We start from the raw sequence: 15,083 nt of genomic DNA, 5'->3' as shown, positions 1-15,083 counted from the left end.
TGCAAAACTACCTCACCAACGGAATGCTGGAAATTGACAGCAATCTGATCGAAAACTCCATCCGCCCACTGGCCTTGGGGCGGAAAAACTACCTCTTTGCCGGCTCTCATGATGCCGCCGAAAACATTGCCATGTTCTACAGCTTTTTCGGAACCTGCAAAAAACACGACATCGACCCTCTGCGGTGGCTCAAATTTGTCATGGATAACATTCAGGCAACACCTGTCAAGAATTTCAAAGAACTACTGCCGCAATTTATCAACAGGGACTTGATATAAATAGATGGGGTTGCTGGGGTGGATACATAACAACAATGACGTCACATCACGAAAAAGCCCCGCCAGGAACATCCAGACGGGGCTTTTTCGTGAATCAAATCAATATCTTAGAGATTACAAACCGCATCAATTCACCCCGCCACGATCGGGCAGAGTAAAATAAAACACCGAGCCCACTCCCACTTTCGACTCTACCGTCATAGTCCCGCCCATGAGTTGCACCAGGTGTGACGAGATGGCCAGCCCCAACCCATTGCCCCTGAACAGCTGCGAAGCATCATCCTCGACCTTGCGGAAACGACCGAATATCAACTCCAAATTCTCGTCTTTGATGCCAATGCCGGTATCTTTGACGTAAAACCGAATCACCCCTTGATGCGACAGTCGCTCACAGCCTATCTCCACTGTGCCTTGGGCTGTAAATTTGAGCGCATTACTAATCAAATTCGACAACACCTGTTCAAGCCGCAATCGGTCAGCCACAATGATGGCATGCATCAGAGAATCGGGGATGTTAAGTCGCAGCTTCACCGACTTGCCCAACCCTACTTCGGGGCGTTTAAGCAACAGCTCAAAAGTCCCAATCAGATTATTGACAATGGCATTGATTTGCACAGGCTGCATCACCAACTGCATTTGACCGGCTTCCATTTTCGATATATCCAAAATGTCATTAATCAATTCGAGCAACGTGTTGCTATTGTGATGAATGATGGAACCAAATTGCTCGCGTTCCTCCGAATTGAGATCGGGCTCACTCATCAAGGCCGAAAAGCCCAGCAGGGCGTTTAGCGGAGTGCGTATCTCGTGCGAAAAATTGGCCAAAAACGACGACTTAAGCCGGTCGGCCTCCTCTGCTTTCTCCTTGGCGGCCACCAACTCGGCCGTGCGCTCGGCCACCAGTTGTTCCAAATGAAAGCGATGCTGCACCAATTCCTTGTGTTGTATCAGAATCTGCTCCTGCTGCTGCTGAAGTACTTCATTGGCACGCCCCAGTTCATCGCGCTGAAGGCGCAACTCATCGTTCTGTGCATTTATTTCATGCTGCTTCTCCTCCAACGACAGGGTGTTTTCCTCCAACTGACGGGTGCGTTCGCCTACCAATTGCGTTAACTTGCGCTGCTGATGACGAAACAACATTTCACGCAACAAATAAAGCGAAGCCGCAAACACCACAATCACCGAATACAACAACACTCGAAACCACCACGTCTGCCACCAGGGGGGCAGTACCACAATGGTAAGACTGGCGCCCTGATGATTCCAAACACCATCGTTGTTAGAAGCCTTTACCTGAAACCGGTAAGTCCCGGGCGGCAAGTTGGTATAAGTCACCTCCCGTTTCTCGGAGGTCTCGGTCCATTGGTCTGAAAAATTCTCAAGGCGATAAGCGTACCGATTGTTTTCGGGTGCAATATGATTGATGGCCACAAACTTTAACGTGATGATGTTTTGATCATGACGCAAGCGAATCTCATTGATTTGAGAAATATGCGAATGTAACAACGAATCAGAATCCCCGATTTTCACAGGCTGATTGAACAACTGCAACTCGGTAATATATACCGATGGTGGATTAGGATTATCATGAATCCGATCAGGACGAAACACCAGCAACCCACTCTCTGTCCCAAATGCCATGTCTCCATTGGGATGCTTGACAGCAGCATTGCTCCAAAAGAAGATGTCCTGAAGATGGTCAGCACGATTGTAATTCCGAAAGGTCACAACAGGTTCCTGCCCCATTTGACGCTGATAAGTCAATCGGCTCAACCCATATCCGGTGCCCATCCAGATGGTGCCGGGCTTCTCCTCCAAAAAACTCTTAATTTGGTTACTGGGCAAACCGTTGTCTTCAAAAAAATGATAGAAACAATTGCGCTTGCGATCCATCAGATTCAGGCCAAAAGAAGTACCGACCCAAATATTTCCCAGCGAATCACAAAACACCGAAGTGACCTGATTGTTACTCAAACTGGTTGAATCACTGCTTTGATGATAATAATTGTGAAATGTTTCGGTGGCCAAATCAAACTTCGAGAGCCCCGAAGGAGTGGCAATCCACAACAAACTGTCGTGATCATTAATGATTTGTGTTCCATAATCATCAGCCAACGTGCGTTGAGGATTCTGCGGATCGCGACAAAAACCTTTGTACTGTCCTGTCTCCGAATTGAATTTAATCAACCCGGTACCATGGCTGATCATCCACAAATTACCCTTGGCATCTTCCACCATCGAACGAACATCAAGAGCCTTCGGATTACGACTTTGAGGCACTGTAAAATGATAATTAACAAATCGTCCCGTCTTGGGGTCATATCGCTGCAGAGGGTCGGCATAGCTGCCCACCCACATATTTTTTTGTCGGTCTTCGAACAAACAAATCACCGATGACTGTCCCAGAGAACCAACCACACCGGGACGGGGCATAAACAACTGCTTGGTAGCTTTGTCCATGTTCACCACATTGATGCAGCTGTGATAAGACCCCAACCAATAATTACCCGCAGCATCCACAGCCAGTGACTGCACATTGGTAATATCGAGCTTCACACGGTTGCTAAAGTTATTGTAATTGCGGAACCCCTTGGCATTCATGGCCAGATTCAACCCCTGTTGTGTGCCATACCAATAATTATCCTGTCGATCCTGATAAATGCTATTGACGGTACTATTACTGATGCCATGGCGGTGATCCTGCCTGAAATAATAATATTCGGTCACATTCAAGGCACGATCCAATTTATACAACCCGCCATTAGTGGCCACATGAAGCGTCCCCTCCGCATCCATAAAAATATCATTCACGGAGGTGATGTAAATATTAGGAAGCACCAAGCAACTAGAGGTCAGATCTTTTTTATTAAAATAAACCGTTTGACCACTGTCGGTACCCACCCAAATCCTCACCCCATCGTCAAAAAGGGTGCGGGTCATTGACAAAGGCACCTCTTGCCCCTGTGCTCGATAGCAACTGATGTGCTTCACCTCATTGGTCGTAGGATTATACCGCACCAAGCCGTGACGTGCTCCAATCCAGAAAACGCCACTTCCATCAATCTCAAAATCCTTAATATTGCCATATTGACTAAAATCACGCACCTCACGCAATTCGTTGTCCGCAAGCAAATAAAGTTTGCCTATTTCGGTGGTGACATAAAGATTCCCATCAATGTTCTCCCGAATACCGGTCACCCGATTGGCTGTATTTATAAATACATCTGTTTTTTCTGGCACAAAACGATCAAAATTTTCTTGCTCCGAATTAAACCGACACAACCCGTTGAGCGTCCCCACCCACAAGCGATGTTTCGAATCGGTGTATAGACACACAATGGCATTGTCAATCAAACTCATTTCATCAAAACGATTGTGCTTAAATTGATCACACTCGTAACCGTCATAACGATTCAATCCTTCGTCGGTTCCAATCCAAACATACCCGTGAGTATCCTGAACCACACAATGAATCATATCGTTGGTGAGCCCATTTTCGGTTTTGATGTGACGGAACAGAATTTCCTGAGGCTGAGCCCAGGTCCAAACACCCACCAAGGTCAGCAACATCAAGGTAACAACAATCTTAGCCATGGCAACTGGAAGGATATAATTAGGGTGACGAACAATGCACAAAAAACAGACATGCAAAAATAGAGAAATGGCTGATGGGTAAAAAAAAAAGCCATCCCCGACGGATGGCTTTTTTATGTTTGTTTGAAAACGTATCCTAAAATGAAAAACTAAAAAAATTATTCGGCAACCACGTTAAACGTAATTTCCACTTTCACCTCACGGTGCAATTTAACGGTAGCGGTGTAAGTCCCCACTTCTTTCACATCGGCTTTGATGCTGATGTTTTTACGCTCTACGTTGATACCGTCTTTCTCAAGAGCCTCAGCGATTTGAATGGTGTTAACCGAACCGAAAATCTTACCACTTGAGCTGGTTTTAGCACCAATGGTAATGGTTTTGCCTTCAAGTTTTTTAGCAAACTCAATGGCATCGGCCTTGATTTTCTCTTCTTTGTGAGCGCGCTGACGCATATTTTCCTGATGCACTTTCATGGCCGACTCAGTGGCCAATACAGCATATCCGCGAGGGATGAGGAAGTTACGACCGTAACCGGGTTTTACGCTAACCACGTCGTTCTTCGACCCCAGGTTGATTACATCTTCTTTTAATATCAATTGCATGTTAATTCCTCCAAATTATTTATTTCATCAAATCGGTTACATAGGGCAACAACGCCAGGTGACGAGCACGCTTAACAGCTTGAGCCACTTTTCTTTGATATTTCAAAGAAGTACCGGTGAGACGGCGAGGAAGAATTTTTCCCTGCTCGTTCAAAAATTTCTTCAAGAAATCGGGATCTTTATAGTCGATGAACTTGATCTTGTTTTTCTTGAAACGGCAGTATTTTTTCTTTTTGATTTCTACCGAGGGAGGAGTCAGATATCTGATTTCACTTTGATTTTGTGCCATGGCTTAATTTTCTTTTTTGGTTACACTGCGTCTTTTTTCACTGTACTGGATAGAATACTTATCCATTTTGAAAGTTAAAAAGCGAATCACTCGCTCGTCGCGACGGAAGTTCACCTCTAATTTTTCAACAAAATCGGGTTGTGCTTTAAACTCGAACAACTGATAGAACCCTGTTGACTTTTTCTGAATGGGATAAGCCAATTTGCGAAGGCCCCAGTTCTCTTCATTGATAACCTCGCCTCCGTTCTCAGTGATCAAAGTCTTAAACTTCTCAACCGTCTCCTTCATCTGAACATCAGATAAAACGGGAGTTAAAATGAAAACGGTTTCATACTGATTTAACATATCACTTAAATTAAATGTTTATAAATGCGGCGCAAAAGTAGGAATTAATTCGCACCTGCCAAATACTTTTTTCAAATTGCGTTGCTTTTCTGCCCCAAGGGTACCACACAGAATGGTTACGCCTTGTGGTCACTGAAATATTTCATGAACTGAACGCGCTCAAATATCTCGGGATTATCGGCCATGGTCTGGCTCAGATTCCCCCTAAAATCGTCGATGCTCTCGTAGCCCTTCTCCTTCATCCAGCTGTCGATGTCGTGCAACATGGCGCGGATGTGTGTCGGCCCGTTTTTATAAATGGCACTCACCACCTGCACCGAACGGGCACCGGCCAGCAACATCTTGATGGCTGCTTCGCCGGTATGAATGCCCGTTGAAGCCACCACTTCACACTCCAAACGATTGCTCAGGATGGAAGTCCAGCGCAAAGGCAGCATGTATTCGGCAGCATTGGAATAAGCTCCGCCCGAAATCACCTGCTCATTTTTGATGTCGAAATCGATGTTGAAATAACGGTTAAACATCACCAACGCCTGAATGCCGGTGGCCGACAAACGGCGGGCAAAGTTCACCAGATTGGTAAAATTGGGGCTAATTTTCACCGCCAATGGCACCCGCACCTTCTCCCGAATCTTGTTGATGATGGTGATGTACTCATCTTCGAGCTGCTCGGACGTTTGCGAGGTGTGAAAAGGAAGACGAAACAAGTTAAGCTCCAAACCACTGATGCCGGCCTCCTCGAGCTTCACGGCATAAGCCATCCACTCACTGGTGCTACGACAGTTGATACTGGCAATCAGAGGCACCGATACCTTTTCACGAGCCTCTTTAATCAACTGAACATACTTATTGAGCACCTCGGTTTTAATTTGATAGTCGTAATAATCAAAAAACTCCAGGTCGTTGCCCATGGGGCCCACGTTAGGGAGGACATTCTTCTCGTACTCCATCAAAATCTCTTCTTCAAATACCGATTTGAGCACAATGGCACCGGCACCGGCCTTGGCCAGCTTCTCGATTCCTTCGACGGTCGATGACAAACCGCAGCTCCCCACCACGATGGGCGAGCTGATGGGAATCCCGATAAAAGTTGTATTGAGGTTTTGCATAATGTCGTTTGTTAAAAAGTGGATCCGAAACCGAGCCGGCTGTGCCAAAGCAACTCCTCCCGATGCCGGAATCCGGTTAAAAATAATAATGAGACATCCCGATTACTGATTTTTCTGAAGATATTCGTCCATGGCTGCAGCGGCTTTGCGTCCATCGCCCATGGCCAAAATCACGGTGGCCCCTCCGCGCACGATGTCGCCACCGGCAAAGAGGAAGGGAATTGACGACTGCAAATTGTCATCGTTCACCTCAATGGTGTGCCAACGCGTCATCTTCAAGTCGGGCAACGAATCGGGCACAATCGGGTTCGGCGACACACCCACACTCACCACCACGGTGTCCACATCAATGAGGTACTCCGAGCCTTCAATGACTTCGGGACGACGACGTCCGCTGGCATCGGGTTCACCCAATCCCATTTTTTGCACCCGCACCTGCGACACCCGTCCCTGACTGTCGGCCAGATATTCAACCGGATTGGTGAGGGTGAGGAATTCGATTCCTTCTTCCTGAGCATGCTTAATTTCTTCAACCCGAGCCGGCATCTCGTCCATACCGCGACGATAAATAATCATGGCTCGTTCGGCACCCAATCGCTTGGCGGTACGCACCGAGTCCATGGCCGTGTTGCCACCACCAATCACCGCCACTCGCTTGCCACTAATAATAGGGGTATCGGTAGTCGGGTTAGCCGCATTCATAAGATTGACGCGGGTGAGGTACTCGTTGGAACTAAGAATGCCAATATAGTTTTCGCCCGGAATCTCCATAAAACGGGGCAATCCGGCACCACTGCCGGCAAAGAAAGCCTTGTAGCCCTCTTCCTGCAGATCTTCGACATTGGCCGTTTTACCCACCACAAAGTTAGTCTCGAACTTCACCCCCATTTTTTTGAGCACGTCAATTTCGACATCCACAATGCGGTTGGGTAAACGGAATTCGGGAATCCCGTATTTAAGCACGCCCCCAATTTCGTGTAAAGCTTCAAACACAGTCACATCATAGCCTTTTTTAGCCATTTCACCGGCAAAGGTGAGGCCGGCAGGACCTGAGCCAATGGCACCCACTTTAATGCCGTTGGCCGGCGCCTGCTCGGGGATGGCCATCTGACCGCTGTTCTGTTCCCAGTCGGCGGCAAAACGCTCCAGGTAACCAATGGCAACGGGTTCGGCATTCATTTTTTGAGTATAAAAACACTGCGACTCGCACTGTTTTTCCTGGGGACACACCCGACCGCACACGGCAGGCAATGTACTGGTTTCTTTGAGTGTTTTGGCCGCATCGGCAAAGTTCCCACACTCGATGTGCTTGATGAATTTGGGAATATTGATTTCAACGGGACAACCGGTAATACAGGTTGGATTGGGGCAGTCGAGACAGCGCTGTGCCTCGGCCATGGCCTGAACCTGATTGAGCCCCTGGTTCACCTCAATGTTTGAAAGAATGCGCTCGCGGGCATCCACTTCGTTCATGTGCACACGGGTGAGGGCGGTGCGCTCTTTGTTTTTCATTTTCGACCGCAGCTCCACGCGCCAAGGTTGTTCGCGTTCGGCTTTAAGGAATTCTGGACTAACAGCCATAATTTATTTCGCGTTACAATTTTTAGACAAATAGTTGAGTTCAGCTTCTTTTTCGATGCCCTTGTATCCGCTCAGGCGGAGCAGCATCTCGTCGAAGTCCACCTGATGAGCATCAAACTCGGGACCATCCACGCACACAAACTTCACCTTACCGCCCACAGTGACACGGCAAGCACCACACATGCCGGTACCATCCACCATAATGGTGTTGAGACTGGCCATGGTTGGGATATTGTGCTTTTTAGTGGTCATGGATGCAAACTTCATCATGATGGCCGGGCCAATCACCACCGAGAGATCCACCTTTTCGCGGTTGATGATCATCTCCATACCTTCGGTCACCAATCCTTTATTGCCATAAGATCCATCATCGGTCATCACCACCACTTCGTCGGAATACTTGCGCACTTGCTCCTCGAGGATGATTAAATCTTTGTTACGAGCAGCCAACACAGTAATTACGCGGTTACCGGCCAGTTTAAAAGCTTCAATAATGGGAAGCAATGGAGCCACGCCCACACCCCCGCCGCAAGCCAGCACAGTGCCAACCTTCTCAACATGGGTGGCCTTTCCAAGAGGCCCTACCAGGTCGGTAATTTCATCGCCCACGTTAAGCTCGGTGAGCTTGCGCGAGGAAACGCCCACGCGTTGCACCACCAGGTCGATGGTCCCTTTCTTTGGGTCAGACCCGGCAATGGTCAGAGGGATTCTTTCCCCATCCACCCCGTTTTTTACAATCACAAAATGGCCTGCGCGACGTGCTTTGGCAATACGTGGGGCTTCAATCTCGAGACGAACCACGTTTTCGGAAAAAAATTCCTTCGCAACAATCTTGTTCATTCAATGCTGGTTTTTATTTAATGGCTTTCGGCGTCCTCACTCGGGATCGTCAAAGTTTTTCAATTATCACAAAAACAATAAAAATACAATCAATTTAAAACAAATGCACACATCATGATGATAAATCCATATTAATTCACCTATGCTTGCAACAGTCTGTTTATGACAGAAATGCACCATAACACACCCCTGTTAAAACGCCCCAAAAATATAAAATTGGATTTGTAATGAATGGGTTTCAGGGCAAGGGTTTTATATTTGTATCGAATCTAAATAACAACCTTAAGAGAATGAAAAAATGAACAAAAGCACTTCTACAAAACAGAAGATACACAAACACAATCAGCCGCATTAAGGTCGACACTGAATGTACACTAAGCCAGACAACACCCGCACCAAGATTCCCAACAATGACCAAACCAAGCCCTAGATGCGAAACAAAAACGCAACGGTGACCAGCCGAATCACGTTTGACTTGCTTCAAAATCGCTTATTTTTGCAAAAAAAACTCATGAGCAAGAAAAATCAACGCCCCGAAGGGGTGGTATATTCAACCAACCCCAATTTTCAATATACCGATAACAACGAGGACAACGCCACAACGCCCTCCCCATCGCGACAAGACCTACGCGTGATGCTCGACAAAAAACAACGGGGCGGCAAAATGGTCACACTAATCACCGGATTTGTGGGCGCCGATGATGATCTGAAAGAATTGGGCAAACAACTCAAAAGCAAATGCGGGGTGGGTGGCACTGCCAAAGATGGCGAAATCCTCATTCAGGGCGATTTCCGCGACAAGGTGCTCGACATGCTGATCAAAGCAGGTTACAAAGCCAAAAAAGCAGGAGGATGAAATGGGGAGTATTGAAAGTTCGTGCCTGATATTTGTTGCCCCCAAATAGGGATCAAACGACGCATAAATCTCTGAATGTTTTGAAGCAACTCTCAATGACCAACACTCTGTTGTTTGCAAAACAAGACGGATTAACAAAATGCCTACCTTGCCATTGCCCACGGCATCGAAACCGAGTTTTTTGATGGTCGGATAGCGAAAGCTGCACAGGGCAGCTGATTGTGGATAACGACTAACTTGATGACGGCAATGTCGGAGGCATACACTGAGCTGCATTGACAAACTTCGATTAAAGGACTGTCTTTGACTAACTTAAAAATATTAAATACATGTCATTTACACCAGCACAAATTGGAAATGCGCGCCACTGGGAGCTTTGCAAAGCAAAGAATCGCGCGGCAACAGGGAAATAGTTGTATTACTTATCACCATAATGTCCCCAAAGACTTAGAACATGAACTGTAAGGGCATCCTCATCAATTGAGTAAACGAGTCGGTGCTTATCATTTATTCTGCGCGAATATTTTCCAGCAAGGCCATATTTCATCAGCTCCAATCTTCCAGTTCCCTCAATAGGGTTTTCTTTGATTTCGTTTAGCAGTTTAGCGATCTTTTTAAGAACAGCCTTATCTCCAGCCTTTTTGTGTTTTTCGATTTCACCTAAAGCGACTTTGGTAAACTCCAAAACATAGCTCATATTCCAAGTAAATCATTTATATCTTCAGAACTTGTAATTCTTTTTACCTCGCCTTTTTCAGCCTGCTCTGCACTGTGTTTAATTTTATTCACCATCTCAGCACTAAAATAAACATCATCTTCATTTATGGGTGTTAAGGCATAAGATCTTTTGGCTCCTCGCTGAACAATAATTTGCTCACCTTTATCTGCTCGTTCAAAGTACAGCCTTTGATTTTGCCTAAATTGTCTACTACTAATTACTAACATGCCATTTCGATTTAATGCGTACTAACATGGTACAAAGTTACGAAATTAAAGGCTCAATCCCTTCATTTCATCCTACTTAACCAGATGAAATTATCTTCGACTCTTACATTGAACCCTCTGCTAACCGAAGTTTATCTTTTGCTCGGCGAATGTCTCCGACTTCGCCGTCTTCACGACTGTAGTCTGCGACTACCAAACCGTTTTCCATGGTAAAGAAAGCAATTCCACCTCAAGCATGGCGCTCAATCCTGCATAATTTCGCGCACTTGAATACAAATAATCTTCGGGATTTTTTCACCTGCAACGCACGGATCGGATTTTGATGGATGTCATCGATCTTTTCAGCCGTAAAGGCGTTTGAATACAGAATAACAGCATGGCTTTCATGCGCGTCCATACCTGACAATCGGTATTGCGTTGATGTTGTGATGCGGCATGTGAGAACACGGACATCATCCAATCACGACGCCCCTCGGGAATGGATTGAATGGTTTCAATGATGCGTTTACTGGTGTACTTTTTGATGTCGCGGATGGTGCAGCTCAAATCGCCGTTACTGCTTTGCGCCACCAAATGCACGTGGTTGCTCATTACCACGTAGGCAAACAACTGACAACCTTTGTGCTCGATGGCATATCTGATACTGTCGATCACGATGTCGCGGTAAACCGGACGGGTAAACAAATCAACCCACTTGACCACTTGAAACGAGCCTTATTGAACGCTTCGACCAACGCGAGAATGAATATTGGCGAGTTCCCTCTGACTTATAAAAACAAATTACGGGCAGAAGAAACATGAGATGGTACATTTCGCCATGCTCTTTGATTTGATAACCGGTGGACATACTATTGATTTTCACAACAAGTGAATCAAAACGCCCTATCGTGCACTGTTTATTGACGTTGAAAACGACAAACTTGAAGACGACGTCATTGCAAATGACGCCGAGCTCCTCGCTGGCGCGGATTTGCAATCCGTGCCACCACAACACCCACTATATCACCCATATACCCAACAACCCATGCCCACCGACATAATCATTGGCACTACTATAAACATAATCCTCCGCACGAAAAACCAAGCCTTCTTCTACCGGATTCTGGTGGATGTAATTCAGTTTTTGGTCTATCCCTACGCTGGCGCGGATTTGCAATCCATGCTACCACAACACCCACTATATCACACACATACCCAACAGCTCATGCCCCCCTACGCTGGCGCGGATTTGCAATCCGTGCCACCACAACACCCACTATATCACCCATATACCCAACAACCCATGCCCACCGACATAATCATTGGCACTACTATAAACATAATCCTCCGCACGAAAAACCAAGCCTTCTTCTACCGGATTCTGGTGGATGTAATTCAGTTTTTGGTCTATCGCTGCATTGCTCCACAGTTCTATCGGGTTATTGTCTGCGCGCCAAAAACGGTTACCGTCAGGTGTGGAGAACTGTTTTAAGAGCCATTCTTTACGGCTCTCTCGTTGGTTTTCGGCCATGGCCTTCAGGATGACTTTGCTGGTGGTAAACGTTTTGAAATCGCGCAAAATGTCTTGCAACAAATGCCCTTCTATTGCTCTTACCATCAAATGCACATGATTGGGCATGATGCACCAGGCAAATATCTCAAGCCCCTTCTGTTATTGGCAGTAAGCCAGACTGTCAACCAATATGTTTTTGCATTCCGGATTGTGGAATTTATATTTGCGGCTCATCGGCAAGGTTTTGTTGGTCTAAGATAAGCCATTTAGTGGTAAGACAAACGAAACAGGGTGGCTGCAATTGCTTTAAAACACTAGAAGCATGGCTTTTATTGTAGCACGGATGCAAATAAGCTCAAATAGAAAGCACTGGCTTACCATGGTGTGGACACGGTTCACTGGATCGCGCCAGCAGTGGGATGATATTCTTATAAATTTGAATATTTGACAGTTAATGTAGCACGGATTGCAAATCCGCGCTAGCACAGCCATACTATGGGCAAGGTTCGCAGAACCGCACAAGCAGAGGATCAAATCATTGCTGCCCTTGAACCTGAAAAATATTCCTTAATAGACTCTATTCTTAAAAGCTTCTCCCGTTTTTCCGGTTCCAGTTTCACTTCTTTATTTCCGGAAACTAATGATTCCAATGGGATTCCTAAGTATCTATTTAATAGGATGATCATTTTTAATGTCAATGGTCTTTTTCCATGTAAAACTTCCGATACTCTGGTTTCTCCCCCAAACAAGGGTGCGACATCTGATTGTTTCAGGTTCATCTGATCCATTCTAAACTTAATGGCTTCAATTGGATTGGGTGCTTCTACCGAATAATGTTCTTGCTCGTATTTTTCAACAAGCAATGATAACAGTTCCATCTCTTCTCCTTCTGGACTGTCGGATTCTATGGCATTTTCATTGCTATTAATCAATGTATAAATGCGTTCACATGCGTCGTTATATTCTTGTTCCGTCTTTAATATTTTAGTTTTCATAACTTACTGTTTTTGCGTCTATCTTGTCGTATTCGTTATGAGTTCCGAACCAAACAACAAAGACTATTTTCAACTTGTATTCTATGTCAACAATCAAGCGGAAATCATTGCCTTTTATATTGAAAACGACTCTTTTTGAGCTTATAATGCTTGCATTGCCGTATTTTGCTTTCAGTTCATTTGCATTGCTCCATGTTGAGAACCTAACCTCGTAAATCCAAGCCTTTACTGACTCTTCGGCCTGTTGGTACTTGCTTTGCTTGCAATGATCGGTTAATGTTGACTCTTTTATGATTCTCATACTTGACAAAGATAGTCAAAGTTACCCTGATTGGTAACTTTTATTAGCGGATGATATTTCTTCAACTTATTTTGATGATGTTTACTGCTATTTTGATTTGTGGATATGAATGCAGATGTTTATTTCCCAGCTGGTGGAGAGCTTGCAATGGTGTGGACACGGTTCGCAGAACCGCGCCAGCAGAGTAAGCCGAATAGCAAATCCGCGCTAGCGGAGATTTTGCACCAGCAACGCACGCACCGGGTTATGATGGATGTAGTCGATCTTTTCGGCTGTAAAGTCGTTTGAATAGAGAATGACGGCATGGTTTTCGTGCGTCCACACCTGGTAATCGGTATTGCGTTTGTGCTGTGCGGCAGCATGCGAAAAGACGGATAACATCCAATCGCGCCGACTCTCTGGAACAGTTTGAATGGTGTCGATGATGCGTTTACTGGTGTACTTTTTGATGTCGCGGATGGTGCCGCTCAAATTGCCACTACTGCTTTGCGCCACCAAATGCACGTGATTGCTCATCACCACGTAGGCAAACAACTGAAAACCTTTGTGCTCGATGGCATATCTGAAACTGTCGATCACGATGTCGCGGTAAACCGAACGGGAAAACAAATCGACCCAATGAACCACTTGAAACGAGCCATATTGAACGCTTCGACTAACGCAAGTGTGATTATTGGCGAGTTCCTTCTGACCTTTAAAAACAAATTACTAACAGAAGAAAAGTCAGATAATAAAGTTCGCCTTGCTCTTTGATTTGATAACCGGTGGACATACTCTTGATTTTTACCACAAGTTAAACAAAACGGACGATCGTGTACTGTTTTTTGTCGTTGAAAACGACAATCTTGAAGACGACGTCATTACAAATGACGCCAAGCACAAAACCTCATAGACACTCTACGAATAGCTGGGGGAGCCGATGGGGAGAAGGGCACGGCATCGCCGGCCTTCAACGACAGGAAATAGTTGTTGGGCTTGATTTTGCCATTGCCCACGGCATCGAAGCCGTGTTTTTGATGGCCAGAGGCCGACAGGAAACGACGTAGCGGGAAGCTACGAACGGAGGTAAACTCCGATTAAAGGACTACCTTCAACTCCATTAAAATACTAAACACATGACACTTACAATAGCACGGATTGCAAATCCGCGCTAGCGGAGTGATTGCTAATCCGTGCTAGCAGTGTAGTTTTTTTATTCTGTCAATCTATTATTTAAATCCATACTTTCGTGCAATATTCTAATAATTTCAATTTCGTCTGCTGAGATCAAAAGGTAAAATATTATGTGCTTTCCTGTTTTGAGTCCGAGCAAATTCTTTCTTATTCCAAGATATTCTCGACCAAGCTCAGGGTTTTCTCCAATTTCTTTGCAGGAAAATTTCAGCAATGCATAATATCTGTCTGCCTGATTCTCTGACCATTGTTCGAAAGTATAATTCCAAATATCATTTAAATCGTCAATGGCTTCCTGTCTTAATATAACTTTAGCCATTTTTCCTTTTTTCAGCTTTTATTTTTTTTAGGTTTTCGTCAAAGTCAAAGTTCTCTACTCTTGGACTGTTTAAACCTTCTTGAATTGCATTTTTCAATGCAATTACTTTACTTTCTTCATTCTCCAAAAGTCGAAGTCCTGCACGAATGACTTCGCTTACATTTTTATATCGACCTGCAGATACTTGAGTATGTACAAACTGGTCAAAATAATTCCCAAGTGAAATTGAAGTGTTTTTCATTTTAAACGATTTTGCCCAAAGTTACCAAATTTTGGTAAGTATTTCAAGTTATATTAATCGGTTTTTAAAATTACACCCAACTACATACCATCAGTAGTAGTCGGTACCTACTGCTTGTAGTTA

19 protein-coding genes are annotated in these 15,083 nt (G+C 45.1%); 3 read left to right on the top strand and 16 right to left on the bottom strand.

From position 1 onward, the window contains the following. The coding region (locus LX69_RS06800; RefSeq protein ID WP_146260661.1) for an IS66 family transposase at positions 1-278 on the top strand (278 nt) is incomplete at its 5' end. 126 nt (positions 279-404) lie between these two features. Here LX69_RS06800 and LX69_RS06795 read toward each other — a convergent pair. The 7 genes from LX69_RS06795 to LX69_RS06765 form a co-directional block, all read right to left on the bottom strand. After that, a complete protein-coding gene (locus LX69_RS06795) occupies positions 405-3,872 on the bottom strand; it encodes a hybrid sensor histidine kinase/response regulator (protein WP_111445071.1) in 3,468 nt (1,155 codons plus the stop codon). A 158-nt stretch (positions 3,873-4,030) separates the two neighbouring features. After that, positions 4,031-4,474: a 50S ribosomal protein L9 gene (gene rplI, locus LX69_RS06790; RefSeq protein ID WP_111445070.1), complete on the bottom strand. Its 444-nt coding sequence runs from the start codon at positions 4,472-4,474 to the stop codon at positions 4,031-4,033. Positions 4,475-4,493: 19 nt separating this feature from the next. Next, positions 4,494-4,763: a 30S ribosomal protein S18 gene (rpsR, locus tag LX69_RS06785; RefSeq protein WP_111445069.1), complete on the bottom strand. Its 270-nt coding sequence runs from the start codon at positions 4,761-4,763 to the stop codon at positions 4,494-4,496. 3 nt (positions 4,764-4,766) lie between these two features. Then, on the bottom strand, positions 4,767-5,108 hold the full coding sequence (gene rpsF, locus LX69_RS06780) for a 30S ribosomal protein S6 (RefSeq protein WP_111445068.1): 342 nt from the start codon (positions 5,106-5,108) through the stop codon (positions 4,767-4,769). A gap of 116 nt (positions 5,109-5,224) precedes the next feature. Beyond that, complete coding sequence (locus LX69_RS06775) at positions 5,225-6,217, bottom strand: dihydroorotate dehydrogenase-like protein (protein WP_111445067.1); 993 nt, start codon at positions 6,215-6,217, stop codon at positions 5,225-5,227. A gap of 102 nt (positions 6,218-6,319) precedes the next feature. Next, positions 6,320-7,798 carry an NADPH-dependent glutamate synthase gene (gene gltA, locus LX69_RS06770; protein WP_111445066.1) on the bottom strand — a complete coding sequence of 493 codons (1,479 nt, stop codon included), beginning with the start codon at positions 7,796-7,798 and terminating at the stop codon, positions 6,320-6,322. Positions 7,799-7,801: 3 nt separating this feature from the next. After that, positions 7,802-8,638, bottom strand: coding sequence for a sulfide/dihydroorotate dehydrogenase-like FAD/NAD-binding protein (locus LX69_RS06765; protein ID WP_111445065.1), 837 nt, complete (start codon positions 8,636-8,638; stop codon positions 7,802-7,804). Between the two features lie 511 nt (positions 8,639-9,149). Between LX69_RS06765 and LX69_RS06760 the strand changes: the two genes are divergently transcribed. Beyond that, a complete protein-coding gene (locus tag LX69_RS06760; protein ID WP_111445079.1) occupies positions 9,150-9,494 on the top strand; it encodes a translation initiation factor in 345 nt (114 codons plus the stop codon). A 418-nt stretch (positions 9,495-9,912) separates the two neighbouring features. Here the strand turns inward: LX69_RS06760 and LX69_RS06755 are convergent, their stop codons facing one another. From LX69_RS06755 to LX69_RS06725, 7 genes are all read right to left on the bottom strand, one after another. After that, positions 9,913-10,191 carry a Txe/YoeB family addiction module toxin gene (locus LX69_RS06755; RefSeq protein WP_111445064.1) on the bottom strand — a complete coding sequence of 93 codons (279 nt, stop codon included), beginning with the start codon at positions 10,189-10,191 and terminating at the stop codon, positions 9,913-9,915. Then, a complete protein-coding gene (locus LX69_RS06750; protein WP_111445063.1) occupies positions 10,188-10,439 on the bottom strand; it encodes a prevent-host-death protein in 252 nt (83 codons plus the stop codon). Before LX69_RS06750 ends, LX69_RS06755 begins: the two co-directional genes overlap by 4 nt. A gap of 294 nt (positions 10,440-10,733) precedes the next feature. Further along, positions 10,734-11,141: a transposase gene (locus tag LX69_RS06745; protein ID WP_245934954.1), complete on the bottom strand. Its 408-nt coding sequence runs from the start codon at positions 11,139-11,141 to the stop codon at positions 10,734-10,736. A 553-nt stretch (positions 11,142-11,694) separates the two neighbouring features. Further along, positions 11,695-12,075: a transposase gene (locus tag LX69_RS06740; RefSeq protein WP_262509755.1), complete on the bottom strand. Its 381-nt coding sequence runs from the start codon at positions 12,073-12,075 to the stop codon at positions 11,695-11,697. Between the two features lie 386 nt (positions 12,076-12,461). After that, the gene (locus tag LX69_RS06735; protein WP_185741702.1) at positions 12,462-12,926 is read right to left on the bottom strand and encodes a helix-turn-helix domain-containing protein; all 465 of its coding nucleotides are present in this window, start codon (positions 12,924-12,926) and stop codon (positions 12,462-12,464) included. Continuing rightward, positions 12,916-13,227 carry a type II toxin-antitoxin system HigB family toxin gene (locus LX69_RS06730; protein WP_111445062.1) on the bottom strand — a complete coding sequence of 104 codons (312 nt, stop codon included), beginning with the start codon at positions 13,225-13,227 and terminating at the stop codon, positions 12,916-12,918. The genes LX69_RS06735 and LX69_RS06730 overlap by 11 nt, the downstream gene beginning before the upstream one ends. A gap of 207 nt (positions 13,228-13,434) precedes the next feature. Next, positions 13,435-13,854: an REP-associated tyrosine transposase gene (locus LX69_RS06725; RefSeq protein ID WP_245934952.1), complete on the bottom strand. Its 420-nt coding sequence runs from the start codon at positions 13,852-13,854 to the stop codon at positions 13,435-13,437. Between the two features lie 218 nt (positions 13,855-14,072). Between LX69_RS06725 and LX69_RS17525 the strand changes: the two genes are divergently transcribed. Next, the gene (locus LX69_RS17525; RefSeq protein ID WP_146260660.1) at positions 14,073-14,273 is read left to right on the top strand and encodes a hypothetical protein; all 201 of its coding nucleotides are present in this window, start codon (positions 14,073-14,075) and stop codon (positions 14,271-14,273) included. A 146-nt stretch (positions 14,274-14,419) separates the two neighbouring features. On the opposite strand, the gene LX69_RS06720 is transcribed toward LX69_RS17525, so the two are convergent. Beyond that, positions 14,420-14,719 (bottom strand): type II toxin-antitoxin system RelE/ParE family toxin, encoded by a 300-nt coding sequence (locus tag LX69_RS06720; RefSeq protein ID WP_111445061.1) that lies wholly within the window; start codon positions 14,717-14,719, stop codon positions 14,420-14,422. Beyond that, positions 14,712-14,960 carry a type II toxin-antitoxin system ParD family antitoxin gene (locus tag LX69_RS06715; protein WP_111445060.1) on the bottom strand — a complete coding sequence of 83 codons (249 nt, stop codon included), beginning with the start codon at positions 14,958-14,960 and terminating at the stop codon, positions 14,712-14,714. Before LX69_RS06715 ends, LX69_RS06720 begins: the two co-directional genes overlap by 8 nt. Positions 14,961-15,083 lie beyond the last annotated feature (123 nt).

The sequence above is a fragment of the Breznakibacter xylanolyticus genome, from assembly GCF_003254275.1.
Taxonomy (GTDB): Bacteria; Bacteroidota; Bacteroidia; order Bacteroidales; family Marinilabiliaceae; genus Breznakibacter; species Breznakibacter xylanolyticus.
The sequence above is the reverse complement of the archived record's forward strand: the minus strand, read 5'-3'. Positions and strand labels throughout refer to the sequence as shown.